At 72.9% G+C, this 12,710-nt stretch carries 14 protein-coding genes and 1 riboswitch; of the genes, 8 read left to right on the top strand and 6 right to left on the bottom strand.

Going from position 1 to position 12,710, the window contains the following annotated elements; all coding sequences use genetic code 11:
- Positions 1–206: 206 nt before the first annotated feature.
- The 5 genes from thiC to EDD40_RS20845 all read left to right on the top strand — a co-directional run bounded on the left by thiC (position 207) and on the right by EDD40_RS20845 (position 4,014).
- On the top strand, positions 207–1,856 hold the full coding sequence (gene thiC, locus EDD40_RS20825) for a phosphomethylpyrimidine synthase ThiC (protein WP_123744411.1): 1,650 nt from the start codon (positions 207–209) through the stop codon (positions 1,854–1,856).
- A 14-nt stretch (positions 1,857–1,870) separates the two neighbouring features.
- A complete protein-coding gene (thiD, locus tag EDD40_RS20830) occupies positions 1,871–2,674 on the top strand; it encodes a bifunctional hydroxymethylpyrimidine kinase/phosphomethylpyrimidine kinase (RefSeq protein WP_123748175.1) in 804 nt (267 codons plus the stop codon).
- Positions 2,675–2,827: 153 nt separating this feature from the next.
- Positions 2,828–3,016: a hypothetical protein gene (locus EDD40_RS20835; RefSeq protein WP_123744412.1), complete on the top strand. Its 189-nt coding sequence runs from the start codon at positions 2,828–2,830 to the stop codon at positions 3,014–3,016.
- Positions 3,017–3,061: 45 nt separating this feature from the next.
- The gene (locus EDD40_RS20840) at positions 3,062–3,628 is read left to right on the top strand and encodes a VanZ family protein (protein WP_123744413.1); all 567 of its coding nucleotides are present in this window, start codon (positions 3,062–3,064) and stop codon (positions 3,626–3,628) included.
- A 143-nt stretch (positions 3,629–3,771) separates the two neighbouring features.
- A complete protein-coding gene (locus EDD40_RS20845) occupies positions 3,772–4,014 on the top strand; it encodes a hypothetical protein (protein ID WP_123744414.1) in 243 nt (80 codons plus the stop codon).
- A 225-nt stretch (positions 4,015–4,239) separates the two neighbouring features.
- On the opposite strand, the gene EDD40_RS20850 is transcribed toward EDD40_RS20845, so the two are convergent.
- The 4 genes from EDD40_RS20850 to thiO are packed head-to-tail and all read right to left on the bottom strand — an operon-like array spanning position 4,240 to position 6,682.
- A complete protein-coding gene (locus EDD40_RS20850) occupies positions 4,240–4,671 on the bottom strand; it encodes a MarR family winged helix-turn-helix transcriptional regulator (RefSeq protein WP_123744415.1) in 432 nt (143 codons plus the stop codon).
- A gap of 58 nt (positions 4,672–4,729) precedes the next feature.
- Positions 4,730–5,485 carry a thiazole synthase gene (gene thiG, locus EDD40_RS20855; protein ID WP_123744416.1) on the bottom strand — a complete coding sequence of 252 codons (756 nt, stop codon included), beginning with the start codon at positions 5,483–5,485 and terminating at the stop codon, positions 4,730–4,732.
- 1 nt (position 5,486) lies between these two features.
- Complete coding sequence (gene thiS / locus EDD40_RS20860) at positions 5,487–5,687, bottom strand: sulfur carrier protein ThiS (protein WP_123744417.1); 201 nt, start codon at positions 5,685–5,687, stop codon at positions 5,487–5,489.
- Entirely contained in the window at positions 5,684–6,682 is a 999-nt protein-coding gene (thiO, locus tag EDD40_RS20865; RefSeq protein WP_123744418.1) for a glycine oxidase ThiO, read from the bottom strand. The genes thiS and thiO overlap by 4 nt, the downstream gene beginning before the upstream one ends.
- Positions 6,683–6,793, bottom strand: a riboswitch (TPP riboswitch). It abuts the gene before it with no gap.
- A gap of 44 nt (positions 6,794–6,837) precedes the next feature.
- Between thiO and thiE the strand changes: the two genes are divergently transcribed.
- Positions 6,838–7,497 (top strand): thiamine phosphate synthase, encoded by a 660-nt coding sequence (gene thiE / locus EDD40_RS20870; RefSeq protein ID WP_123744419.1) that lies wholly within the window; start codon positions 6,838–6,840, stop codon positions 7,495–7,497.
- Positions 7,497–8,252 (top strand): dioxygenase family protein, encoded by a 756-nt coding sequence (locus EDD40_RS20875; RefSeq protein ID WP_123744420.1) that lies wholly within the window; start codon positions 7,497–7,499, stop codon positions 8,250–8,252. The genes thiE and EDD40_RS20875 overlap by 1 nt, the downstream gene beginning before the upstream one ends.
- 102 nt (positions 8,253–8,354) lie before the next feature.
- Here the strand turns inward: EDD40_RS20875 and EDD40_RS20880 are convergent, their stop codons facing one another.
- Positions 8,355–9,518, bottom strand: coding sequence for a S1 family peptidase (locus EDD40_RS20880; RefSeq protein WP_123744421.1), 1,164 nt, complete (start codon positions 9,516–9,518; stop codon positions 8,355–8,357).
- Between the two features lie 529 nt (positions 9,519–10,047).
- Here EDD40_RS20880 and EDD40_RS20885 point away from each other — a divergent pair.
- A complete protein-coding gene (locus EDD40_RS20885) occupies positions 10,048–10,968 on the top strand; it encodes a threonine ammonia-lyase (RefSeq protein ID WP_123744422.1) in 921 nt (306 codons plus the stop codon).
- Between the two features lie 21 nt (positions 10,969–10,989).
- Here the strand turns inward: EDD40_RS20885 and EDD40_RS20890 are convergent, their stop codons facing one another.
- On the bottom strand, positions 10,990–12,414 hold the full coding sequence (locus tag EDD40_RS20890; protein WP_281277801.1) for an MFS transporter: 1,425 nt from the start codon (positions 12,412–12,414) through the stop codon (positions 10,990–10,992).
- Between the last annotated feature and the right edge of the window lie 296 nt (positions 12,415–12,710).

Below are 12,710 nucleotides of genomic sequence, written 5' to 3' on the forward strand. Positions count from 1 at the left end.
GCGCAAACGGTGACGCTTGGCATCCGCACCTTGGCATCCGGACCGGGCCCTGGTTATGGTCAGGTCGGTGGCTCGACACGCACCGACAACTCAACACACGCGGGAGCTCGCGCCACAGCGGGCTGAGAGGGCGGCTGGAGCGCGAGGCTCCGGCGCCGCCGACCGCCTGAACCTGACCGGGTAATGCCGGCGTAGGGAGGAATGTCGTGACGGCACTTGACGACCGTTCGGTGAAGCCCAGCGTCACCACGGGGCCCATCTCGGGTTCGCACAAGGTCTACCGCGAGGTGGACGAGGGTGTGCGGGTCCCGTTCCGCAGGGTGGAGCTGACCAACGGCGAGCACGTCGACCTGTACGACACTTCCGGTCCGTATACCGACGACAACGCGACCATCGACGTCCACAGTGGACTTCCCGAGCTGCGCGCGGACTGGGTCGCCCGGCGTGAGCCGGTCGACGGGGCGGTGACCCAGCTGGCGTACGCCAAGGCGGGGATCATCACGCCGGAGATGCGGTTCGTGGCGGCCCGCGAGAGCATGAGCCCGGAGTTCGTCCGGGACGAGGTGGCGATCGGCCGGGCGGTCATCCCGCTCAACCGCAACCACCCCGAGGCCGAGCCGATGATCATCGGCAAGAAGTTCCTGGTGAAGATCAACGCGAACATCGGCAACTCGGCCGTGACCTCCTCGATCGAGGAGGAGGTGGAGAAGATGGTGTGGGCGTCGCGGTGGGGCGCCGACACGATCATGGACCTGTCCACGGGCAAGCGCATCCACGCGACCCGCGAGTGGATCATGCGGAACTCGCCGGTGCCGATCGGCACGGTGCCGATCTACCAGGCGCTGGAGAAGGTGGACGGCGACCCGGCGAAGCTGTCGTGGGAGGTCTACCGCGACACGGTGGTCGAGCAGGCCGAGCAGGGCGTCGACTACATGACGGTGCACGCGGGCGTGCTGCTGCGGTACGTGCCGCTGACCGCGAAGCGGGTGACGGGCATCGTCTCGCGCGGCGGGTCGATCATGGCCGCGTGGTGCCTGGCGCACCACAAGGAGAGCTTCCTCTACACGCACTTCGAGGAGCTGTGCGAGATCCTGCGCGCCTACGACGTGACGTTCTCGCTGGGTGACGGGCTGCGGCCGGGGTCGATCGCGGACGCCAACGACGAGGCGCAGTTCGCGGAGCTGCGGACGTTGGGCGAGTTGACGCACATCGCCCGGTCGCACGACGTGCAGGTGATGATCGAGGGCCCGGGTCACGTGCCGATGCACAAGATCGCGGAGAACGTGCGGTTGGAGGAGGAGTGGTGCGGCGAGGCGCCGTTCTACACCCTCGGGCCGCTGGCCACGGACATCGCGCCCGCCTACGACCACATCACGTCGGCGATCGGGGCGGCGCAGATCGGCTGGCTGGGCACGGCGATGCTGTGCTACGTCACGCCGAAGGAGCACCTCGGCCTGCCGAACCGGGACGACGTGAAGACCGGTGTGATCACGTACAAGATCGCGGCGCACTCCGCGGACCTGGCCAAGGGCCACCCGGGCGTGCAGGACTGGGACGACGCGCTGTCGAAGGCGCGGTTCGAGTTCCGGTGGGAGGACCAGTTCAACCTGTCGCTGGACCCGGACACGGCGCGGTCCTACCACGACGAGACGCTGCCCGCGGCGCCCGCGAAGACGGCGCACTTCTGCTCGATGTGCGGGCCGAAGTTCTGCTCGATGAAGATCACGCAGGACGTGCGGCGGTACGCGGAGGAACGCGGTCTGTCCACTGTGGAGGCGATCGAGGCGGGCATGTCGGAGAAGTCGGGCGAGTTCGCCGACCACGGCGCCAAGGTGTACCTGCCGGTGGTCGATTGATGGAGCGTGCGCTGATGGCCGTCACCCCGCCCAGGGTCCTCACCATCGCCGGGTCCGACTCCGGCGGTGGTGCGGGACTGCAGGCCGACCTGCGGACGTTGTTCGCGTGCGGTGTGCACGGGATGACGGCGGTCACGGCGGTGACCGTGCAGAACTCGCTGGGTGTCACCGGGTACACCGAGATACCGCCGGAGGTGGTGGCCGCCCAGATCGAGGCGGTCGCCACCGACATCGGGGTGGACGCGGCGAAGACCGGGATGCTGGCGTCGGCGGCGATCATCGAGGCGGTCGCGGCGGCCGTGGACCGGGTGCCCGTCGGCCCGTTCGTGGTGGACCCGGTGGCGGCGTCGATGCACGGGCAGCAGTTGCTGGCCGACGACGCGCTGCAGGCGCTGCGGACGCTGCTGTTCCCCAGGGCGACGCTGGTGACGCCGAACCTGGACGAGGTGCGGCTGCTCACCGGCATCGAGGTGCGCAGCCGTGCCGACCAGCGCAAGGCGGCCGAGGCGCTGCACGCGATGGGACCGGAGTGGGTGCTGGTCAAGGGCGGGCACCTGTGGGACGACCCGGAGTGCCTCGACGTGCTGTACGACGGCGCGGAGTTCATCGAGCTGCTCGGGCCGCGCTACGACGTGAAGCACACGCACGGCAGCGGGGACACGCTCGCCTCGGCGATCTCTTCGCAGCTCGCGCGGGGTGCGGACGTGCCGACGGCGGTGCGGTTCGGCAAGGACTTCATCGTCCGCTCGGTGGCCGCCGCGTACCCGTTGGGCGGCGGGGTCGGTCCCGTGTCGCCGTTGTGGCGGTTGGAGGGCTAGCGGCGACGCGGCGGCGCTCGACGCCGTGTCGCGCATCGAGTACGACTTCGCCCGGACCGGCATCACCGCGTCGACGGCGGCGGGTGTCGCCATGCGCGCGAGCTGCTGGACGACTGGACCGCCGACTTCCTGTCCCGGCACCCGTCCGCGACCGTGCTGCGCCTGGCGTGCGGGCTGGACGCGCGGGCGCGGCTGCTGGACGTGCCGGCCGGGGACTACCGGCTGGTGCACACGTCCGTCACGGACGACGGGTGGTGGGACGGGGTGCCGGCGGACCGGCCGGTGGTCGCCGTGTTCGAGCGTCTGGGGACGTCGGTCGCGTGCTGCGGTGCCCGGTTCTAAGGCTGCTCTAAGCCACCCGTGTGGAACTCGTGCGTCTTGTAAGGCATGAGTGCACGGCAGGACGCGTACATCGCCGAGCTGGTGTTGAGCCGGCCGGAGGCGGTGGCGGCGTTGTTCGCGGGGTCGGTGTTCCTGGGCACGGTCGGGTTCGTGGTGGCGCGGCGGCGGGGGTGGGCGGCGCTGCCCGCGGTGCTGGCCGGGTTCGGGTTGGCGCTGGCCCTGGCGGTGACCCTGGCGCGGCCGGGCGGCTCGTTCTCGGTCGCGACCACCGACCCGATCGGGATGTGCGTGGCCAACGAGTTCTCGCTGGCCGGGTCGTTGGCGCGGCTGAACCTGGTGATGCTGGCGCCGTTCGCGTTCTTCGCCACCCTGGCCACGCGGCGGCCGTTCGCCGTGCTCGGCGTGGCGGCGGCGTTCAGCGGGGCCGTGGAGTTCGTCCAGGCCTTGACCGCGATCGGGGTGTGCGAGGCGCAGGACTTCATCAACAACACCGTGGGCGCGTTCTTCGCGGTGCTGGTGGCCTGGCTGCTGACGGTGGTCGCGGGCAACTCCCGGCCGGCGTCGCGGGCCGGCCGGGAGCGGTCTTCGGTGTCCGCGGCCCGCTTGCCTTGAGAGCGGGAAGACCGTCAGGGGTTTCGACCCGCGCGCAGAACTGGAGTGTCCGCTTGGCTCGGCAGCCCCTCGCGCCCGAGACTGGGGCGGTGCCACGTGCCGCTCGTCCCCGTGCGCTGCTTCGCGCCCGCGTTCTCGACGTCGTGAGCAGGTGGGATCCGGAAGGGCTGCTCGCCCTCGGGGCGCCGGCCGACGAGTACGGGCCGGAAGCCGATTCGTTCGCCGCGCTGCTCGGTCAGGGCGTCACCATCACGCCCGAGGTGGTGCGACAGGTGTGGGAGCGCTGGTTCGGGCCGGGCTCGACGTTCGTGCGCTCGTCCTCCCCCGCCGCGTTGGCGGACTTCGCCGGAGCACTGGACCAGGCCGCGGCCGAAGCCCAGGTCTGATCACCGGCACCGCGCCGAGGCTCCACCGCACACACGCCGCCACACCGCACGGCACGCCGCCTCACCGCACGGCACGCCGGCACACGCACGGGCAGGCTCGCCGACATCTTCGGCGGCCTCGCAGCCACGCTTCGCAGGCGTCCCCGCCAGAGGGACCCCTGCTTTTACCCTGCCACCCGGGTACGACGATGCCGAGCCCGTACGCGCCGGCTGTGGACAACTCCGTCAGCCGACTTCGCCGACCAGTTCCTCCAGCGCCGGCAGGGCGTTGACCAGGGCGTCGCGGTGTTCCGGCGCGAGGTCCTCGATCCGCCGCTGCAGCTCCCGGACCCGCGCCGACCGCACCCCCGACACCATGGTCACGCCTTCCGGTGTGGGTGTCGCCAGCCACGCCCGCCCGTCCTGCGGGTCGGGTTCGCGCCGCACGTACCGGGCTTCGACCAGCGCCGCGACGATCCGCGACAGGGTGGGCGGCGCGACGCCTTCCTTGGCGGCCAGGTCGCCCAGCCTCATGGGACCGCACCGGGCCAGCGTGGCCAGCGCGGACACCGCGCCCGGCCCGAGCCCGGGCGAGCCCGTGCGCCGCAGCAGCCGGGATAGCCTGCCGATCGCGAGGTACAGCCGGGCGGTGGCGTCCTCGACCTGGTCGGCCGTCACGGCAACTCCTCCTCGGGCAGGCGGACACGATGAGCATCCATCATGCCGTGCCCCGCAATCACCCCACTGCCGGACTCGACGCGTGCGCCCAGAACCGCTTCGGGATCCGCCCCGCCAGCCTGGCCAGCCGGCCCGCTTCCACGCCCGCCCGCATCGCCGCCGCCATCCGCTCGGGGTCCTGCGCCCTGGTCACGGCGGTCGCCAGGAGGACGGCCGAGCAGCCCAGCTCCATCGCCAACGCCGCGTCGGACGCCGTGCCCACGCCCGCGTCCAGGATCACCGGCACGGACGCGCGGGACACGATCAGCTCGATGTTGTGCGGGTTGCGGATGCCGAGGCCCGTCCCGATGGGCGATCCCAGCGGCATGACGGCGGCGCAGCCGAGCTGCTCCAGCCGCAGGGCCAGCACCGGGTCGTCGGACGTGTAGGGCAGCACCACGAACCCGTCGTCGACCAGCTTCTCCGCCGCGTCGAGCAGCTCCACCGGGTCGGGCAGCAGGGTCTGGTCGTCGGCGACGACCTCCAGCTTCACCCAGTCCGTGCCCAACGCCTCCCGTGCCAGCCGTGCCGTCAGCACGGCCTCGGCGGCGGTGCGGCAGCCGGCCGTGTTGGGCAGCGCCGAGATGCCCAGCCGGCCCAGCAGGTCGAGCACGCCGCCGCCGGACGCGTCCAGGCGCCGCATCGCGACGGTCGTCAACTCGGTGCCGGACGCCACCAGCGCCCGTTGCAGCACCGACAGGTTCGCCGCGCCTCCGGTGCCCATGACCAGGCGCGAGCCGAACTCCCGCCCGGCGATCACCAACGGGTCGTCCACGTCACCCTCCCTGCACGGCGGTCAGCACCTCGACCGCGGCCCCGTCGGCCAGCGTCGTCGTGTCCCACGCGGCGCGCGGCACGACTTCGCCGTCCACGGCGACCGCGACGCCGCGGGGTGGCGCGTCGAGCAGCGCGAGCACGGTGGCGACGGTCGACCCGTCGGCCAGTTCCCGCTCCAGACCGTTGACCTTCGCCTTCACCGGCTGTTTCCTCCTTCGCGCAGCAGGGTCAGCACCCGCCGGGCCGTGACGGGCGCGAGCAGCAGGCCGTTGCGGTGGTGGCCGGTGGCGGCGAGCACGCCGGGTTCCAGCCAGGCGATCACCGGCGCGTTGTCGGGGCTGCCCGCGCGGAACCCGGCGGCGACCTCCGCCACCGCGTACTCGGCGACACCGGGCCACACCACCTCGGCGTCGCGCAGCAGGTCGCGCACGCCGCCGACGGTCACGTCGCCGTCGAAACCGGCGTCGTACTGGGTGGCGCCGAGGACGAACCCGCCTTCGCGCGGCACCAGGTAGACGGGTCGGCCGGAGACGTGGGCGCGGATGGTGTGCCGGGGCGGCGGCAGCGCGCCGGGCCGGGCGGACAGTCGCAGGATCTCGCCCTTCACCGGCCGGATCACGTCGCGCAGCGCGGGGTGCAGGTCGCGGCTCCACGCGCCGGCCGCGATCACCGTCACGTCCGGCTCGGCGCCGGACCCGGGCTCCGGCGCGAACACCACGCCGGCGGCGGCGCACGCCTCCCGCAGCGCGCGCAGCAGCACCCGGTTGTCCACGGCCACGTCACCGGGCACCGACAGTCCACTTCGGACCGGACCGAGGCCGGGTTCCAGGGCGCGCAGCTCGCGCCCGGTCAACCGGGACGCCGACCGGCCCATCCGCCCGAGGTAGGCGCACAACTGGTCCAGCACCTCGACGTCGGCCCGGTCGACCGCCACCGCCAGCGTCCCCGCCGGGCTGAGCGGCACGCCGAGCGAGCGCGCGAACTCCGGCCACAGCGCCAACGACTCGACGCCGAGCGCCAGCACGTCCTCGTCGCCCGGCCACGCCTCGGTGATCGGCGCGAGCATCCCGCCCGCGACCCGCGAACCGCCGTGCGGCGAACCGTGGTCGGCGACGGCGACGGCGTACCCGGCGCGGGCGGCGTACCAGGCGACGGACAGCCCGATGACGCCACCGCCGAGGACGGTCACTCGCATTGCCAAGGCACTCACGCTCCCTGCGCCGGCATGACCCGGATCAGGTTCGACGGTCGGAGCGAACCACGCTCCCTCTCAGCCCGGTGTTTCCAGGCTCCCGTGCGGACCACGTCCACCGTAGCGCACGAAACGCGCCGGCGGTTACCGTGCCGCCCGTGCCAGGACTCGACGGAACGCAGATCAGGCGGCGGCTCGCCGACGCACGGCTCTACCTCTGCACGCCGACGCGACCCGACCTCGCCGAGTTCGCGGACGCCGCGCTCGCGGGCGGTGTCGACGTCGTGCAGTTGCGGGACAAGGGCCTCGAAGCCAAGCAGGAGATCGCCGCGCTGGAGGTGCTCGCCGAGGCGTGCGCGCGGCACGGCGCGCTGCTCTCGGTCAACGACCGGGCGGACGTGGCGCTCGCCGTGGACGCCGACGTGCTGCACCTGGGGCAGGACGACCTGCCGGTGCCGCTCGCGCGCCGCGTCCTCGGCGACGACGTGGTGATCGGCCGTTCGACGCACGACGTGGGGCAGGCCCGCGCGGCGGCCGTCGAGCCGGGTGTGGACTACTTCTGCACCGGGCCGTGCTGGCCGACGCCGACCAAGCCGGGTCGTCCCGCGCCGGGACTGGACCTGGTGCGCGCCACGGCGGGCACGACCGACCGGCCGTGGTTCGCCATCGGCGGCATCGACGCCGACCGGTTGCCGCGGGTGCTGGCGGCGGGGGCGGAGCGGGTCGTGGTCGTGCGCGCCGTCACCGAGGCCGACGACCCCCGCGCCGCCGCAGCCTGGTTGAAACTTCAACTAAATGGCGTACAGTCGACGGCGTGATGCCTGTGCTGTACCTGGGCCACGGGGCTCCCCCGCTGGCCGACGACGAACGGTGGACCGACGAGCTGAGGTCGTGGTCCGCGACGCTGCCGCGCCCCGGGTCGATCCTCGTCGTCTCGGCGCACTGGGAGAACGACCCGCTCACGCTCGGCGCGACCACCACCGTGCCGCTCACCTACGACTTCTGGGGCTTCCCCGAGCGGTACTACGAGGTCACCTACGACGCGCCGGGCGCGCCCGGACTGGCCCGCGAGGTCACCGCGCTGCTCGACCGGCCCGTCGCGCACGACGAGCGGCGGGGCCTGGACCACGGCGCGTACGTGCCGCTGAAGGAGATGTTCCCCGAGGCGGACGTCCCGGTGCTGCAGATGTCCATGCCCAGCCTCGACCCGCGCGACCTGTTCGACGTCGGCCGCCGACTGGCCCCGCTGCGCGAGCAGGGCGTGCTGATCGTCGGCAGCGGGTTCATGACGCACAACCTGAGCTGCGTGGACATGTCCGCCGGTCCCGACTGCGAGCCGCCGTCGTGGTCGGTCGAGTTCGACGACTGGGCGGGCCGCGCGCTGGCCGACGGCGACGTGGACGCGTTGCTGGACTTCGGGCGCAAGGCGCCCGCCGCCGGCATCGCGCACCCGCGCACCGAGCACTTCGCGCCGCTGTTCGTGTCGCTGGGCGCGAGCGCCGCGCAGGAGGCGACGACCACCGTCGACGGCTTCTGGCACGGGCTGTCCAAGCGGTCCGTGCAGTTCGCCTGACCCCCGCGCGGAGAACGCCCCCGGGCCGAGGGCCCGGGGGCGTTCTTCAAGCGGTGCGCGGTCCGTGGGGGGAAACCCACCGCGCGCCCGGTGTCCGCGAGGTCAGCCGCGGGTCAGGCTCAAGCCGTAGGCGCTGAGGATCTCGCCGACCGGCTGGAAGTAGGTCGTGCCGCCGGAGGAGCAGTTGCCCGAACCGCCGGAGGTCACGCCCTGGGCCTGGCTGTAGCCGGAGCCCGCGACCCACGAGCCGCCCGAGTCACCCGGCTCGGCGCAGGCGTTGGTGCGGGTCAGGCCGCTGACCGAGCCCTGCGCGTAGTTCACCGTCTGGTTCTTGGCCTGGACGGTGCCGCAGCGCCAGCCGGTGGTCGAGCCGGACCGGCAGATCGCCGCGCCGACCGCCGCCGAGGTGGAGCCGGTCACGGTGACGTTGGAGCCGTTGTAGCGGTTCACCCACGGACGCGAGGTCCAGTTGGAGTTCGTCCGCACCCAGGCGTAGTCGTTGCCCGGGAAGGACGAGCCCGCGAAGGTGCCCTGCGAGACGCGGTTGAAACCGGTCGTCGCGGTGCCCGAACGGCCGCAGTGACCCGCCGTGACGAAACCGCCGCTCACCGCGAAGCCGACCGAGCACCGGCCGCTGCCGATGTAGTAGGCGTCACCGCCGCGCGTGTCGTACAGGGTCGTCGGGCTCTGGTCGACCTCGACCACCCGGACCGACGGGCTGATCGACTTGGCCGTGGCCAGGAACGACTCCGCCGCCGCGTCCCGCTGGAGGCGGTTGACCTCGACGACGACCGAGTTCGTCTGCTCGTCGACCCGCCAGCCGGTGACCGAGGTCGGCGCCGACAGGGTGTCGATCGTCGCCTTCGCGCCGGTCAGCTGCTGGTGGGAGAAGGCCACGTACTTGGCGTCGGCGCCCGCGGCACGCGCCGCGCCGGCCTTCGCCGAGTCGGTCACCGCGACCACCAGCTTGCCGGTCGCCGCGTTGATCCACGAGCCCGCGTAGGCGCTGCCGACCGCGGACCGCGCCGCGGACTCGACCTCACCCGCCCGGGTGTCACTCGCCAAACGGGCGGTGACCTGTTCGGCGGTCAGGCCGAGGTCACGTTGCGCCGCTTGGAGCAACCCGGCGGGGTAGCTCTCCGTGTCGGCCGGGCTTGCGCCCTGGGGGGCGGCGGGTGCCGCCAAGGCCGGTACGCTGAGAGCTGTAGCCGTGCCGGCGGCCAGCAGGACGGCCGTGGCAAGGCGGACCGCACTCGTGCGGTTCATTAGGCGTCTCCCTCATCTTCGGGTGCAGGGAACCCGAGAGCCTGGTTGCAGGGACCGCTCTCGGGGGCTCTAGGGGGACGGGTGGTGGGGCGGCGGCAGGGGTCGCCCCACCCCTTTACTTCTCGCCCGTGTCGTCGCCCGGGCCGTCGAATCCGCCGTCGAGCCCGACGAGGCGCGCCGCCAGGACGACGTTCGCGTGTCCCGCATGGCACTCCTCCCCGTCTCTACCGACCAGTACTCGCCCGTTCGAGCGACGTTATGACTCCGTAACCTGTTACGGCTCGAGCCATCTGAGGGCGAAGTGTGTCACAGGACACGCCGATACAACTGCGCTGTGTAGCGTTTGACAGTTAACTCTCACTCAAGGTAGTGATTCGATCACCGATTCGGGCGGTTTTGCCAGATGTAAGCGATTCGGTTAAGCAAGCCTCAGACGCGTGAATGTTGTTGCCCCAAGCGGGTGAGCCAGGAGGAGTTCCGGTGACGACCCGTGTACTCGCTACGCCGCCGCAGGGGTGAGGATCGACGCATGGGACTCGTCACGATCTCCGACATCCGGGCCGCCGCCGACCGCATCCAGGGCGCGGCGGTCCGCACTCCGCTGCTGCGGTTCGACGACCGGTTGTGGCTCAAGCCGGAGAGCCTGCAACCGGTCGGGGCGTTCAAGATCCGCGGTGCGTACAACGCGATGGCCCGGCTGACCGAGGACGTCCGGGCGCGCGGGGTCGTCGCCTACTCCAGCGGGAACCACGCGCAGGCCGTCGCGTACGCGGCGAAGCTGTTCGGCGTCCCCGCCGTGATCGTCGTGCCGGACACCACCCCCCGGGTCAAGGTCGAGGCGACCCTCTCGCACGGCGCCGAGGTCGTCCAGGTGCCGATGGCGCAGCGGGAGGCGCGGGCCGCCGAGCTGGTCGCGGAACGGGGCGCGACGCTGATCCCGCCGTTCGACCACCCGGACGTCATCGCGGGTCAGGGCACCATCGGGCTGGAGGTGCTGGCCGACCTGCCGGACGTGGCCGCGGTGCTGGTGCCGGTCAGCGGCGGCGGGCTGATCTCGGGCGTGGCCGCGGCCGTGAAGGCCCTCAGCCCGGGAACGCGGGTGATCGGGGTGGAACCGGAGCTGGCCGGTGACGCGGCCGAGTCGCTGCGGGCCGGCTCGCTGGTCCGGTGGCCCGCGGCCGACCGGGCCCGGACGATCGCCGACGGGCTGCGCGCCGAGCCGTCCGAGCTGACGTTCGAGCACATGCGGGCCCACGTGGACGACATCGTGACCGTGTCCGAGGAGCAGATCGGCGAGGCGGTGGGCGTGCTGGCCCGGCGGGCGCGACTCGTGGTGGAGCCCAGCGGCGCGGTGACGGTGGCCGCCCACCTCGCGCGGCCGGCCGAGCGGACCGTGGCCGTGCTGTCGGGCGGGAACCTCGACCCCGAGGTGTTCGCCCGGCACCTCTGAGCCGGCCCGGCGGCTCTCCGGTCAGTCGGGCAGGGACGCGGGCGCTTCCGGGGTCGGCTCCAGGACCCGGTTGTCCACGCCGGCGGCCAGCAGCCCGCCGATGATCGACGCGACCGCGCACACCAGCAGGGCCGTCTGCCAGCCCTCGGTGAGCGCGGTCGGGTCGGCGTACTGGGCGCCGGTCAGGCCCGCCACGGCCGGGAGCACGGCCACCGCGACCAGGCTGCCGGTGCGGGCGACGGCGTTGTTCACGCCCGAGGCGACCCCCGTGTACCGGTCGGGGGCGGCGGCCAGCACGGTCGCCGTCACCGGCGCCACCACCGCCGCCAGGCCGAGCCCGAACACCACCAGGCCGGGCAGCACGCCGGTCCAGTAGCCGGCGCCCGGCTCGACCCAGCGCAGCATCAGCATGCCGACGCCGATCAGGACCGGTCCTCCGACGAGTTGGGCGCGCGGCCCGATCTTCTGGGCGAGCGCGCCGGACCGCGCGGACAGCACCAGCAGGAGGATCGTGATGGGCACGCTGGCCAGGCCGGACGCCGTCGGCGAGTAGTGCAGCGACACCTGGAGCTGGAGCACCATGAGCACCGACACCCCGCCCAGGGCCGCGTAGACCAGGAACGTCAGGGCGTTGGACAGCACGAACGTCCGGTTGGCGAACAGCTGCGGCGGCACCAGCGGGTCGGCGCCGCGGCGCTGCATCACGACGAACACCACCAGGCCGGCCACGCCGACCAGCCCCGCCGTGACCACGAGCGCGTCGGCGCCCCGGACCGGCGCCTCGACCAGCGCGCCGGTGATGCCGGCGAGGCCGATCGCGCCGACGGCCGACTCGGTGATGTTCGGGTGGCCGGTGAGGGCTTCGTCGCGGGACTCGGGCACGTGGCGGCGGGCCAGCCACACGCACAGCGCCGCGACCGGCAGGTTGATCAGGAACGCGAGCCGCCACGACCAGACCTGCACCAGCAGGCCGCCGAGCAGCGGTCCGATCGCCGTGGCCACGCCGGACAGCCCGGACCAGGCGCCGATCGCGCGGCCCCGGTCGCCGCGGGCGAACGCCGACTGGAGGATGGCGAGCGAGCCGGGCGTCAGCAGCGCGCCGCCGACTCCTTGGAGGACGCGTGCGACGACGAGCAGCTCCGTGGTCGGCGCGAGACCGCACAGCAAGGACGCCGCGCCGAACCACAGCACGCCGAAGGTGAAGACGCGGCGGCGGCCGTACCGGTCGCCGAGCGAGCCCGCGATCAGGATCAGCGACGCCAGCGCCAGCAGGTAGCCGTCGAGGATCCACTGCAACCCGGCCACGGACGCTTCGAGCTCCGCGCCGATGCGGGGCAGCGCGACGTTGACGATCGTGCCGTCCAGCATCGCCATCCCCGACCCGAGGATGGTCGTCGCCAGCACGGCCCTCGCCCGACCCGTGCCCCACACCACAGTCTCTGCCACAGATCCATTCTGCGCCCGCGGTTGTCCACAGGCCGAGGCGGAGCACCCCGGACCGTCGGTGGCGGCCGGCAGGATGAAGAACAGGGGGTCCCCCTGGGCGGGGGACGCCGGCGGAGCGGTACGAGGAGCCTGGTCGAGCACCGTGGAGCATGACGAACGCGCTGGTCAGCGACCCGGCGCTCGGGGCGGTTCCGCTCAGGGCCCGTTCGGCGCCCCGCGCGGCGCGTTGCTCGACGCCGCGGCGGACGGTGCGGACGGTGGCGCGGCGGACGACGCGCGGTGCGGCGGCGACCTGG

Source organism: Saccharothrix texasensis (assembly GCF_003752005.1).
GTDB lineage: Bacteria > Actinomycetota > Actinomycetes > Mycobacteriales > Pseudonocardiaceae > Actinosynnema > Actinosynnema texasense.

What these genes read in the sequence shown, in the direction of transcription:
- thiD (WP_123748175.1), top strand. Translation starts at nt 1,871, where the DNA reads ATGGCCGTCACCCCGCCCAGGGTCCTCACCATCGCCGGGTCCGACTCC.
- EDD40_RS20840 (WP_123744413.1), top strand. Translation starts at nt 3,062, where the DNA reads ATGAGTGCACGGCAGGACGCGTACATCGCCGAGCTGGTGTTGAGCCGG.
- thiO (WP_123744418.1), bottom strand. Translation starts at nt 6,682, where the DNA reads ATGCGAGTGACCGTCCTCGGCGGTGGCGTCATCGGGCTGTCCGTCGCC.
- EDD40_RS20875 (WP_123744420.1), top strand. Translation starts at nt 7,497, where the DNA reads ATGCCTGTGCTGTACCTGGGCCACGGGGCTCCCCCGCTGGCCGACGAC.
- EDD40_RS20880 (WP_123744421.1), bottom strand. Translation starts at nt 9,518, where the DNA reads ATGAACCGCACGAGTGCGGTCCGCCTTGCCACGGCCGTCCTGCTGGCC.
- EDD40_RS20885 (WP_123744422.1), top strand. Translation starts at nt 10,048, where the DNA reads ATGGGACTCGTCACGATCTCCGACATCCGGGCCGCCGCCGACCGCATC.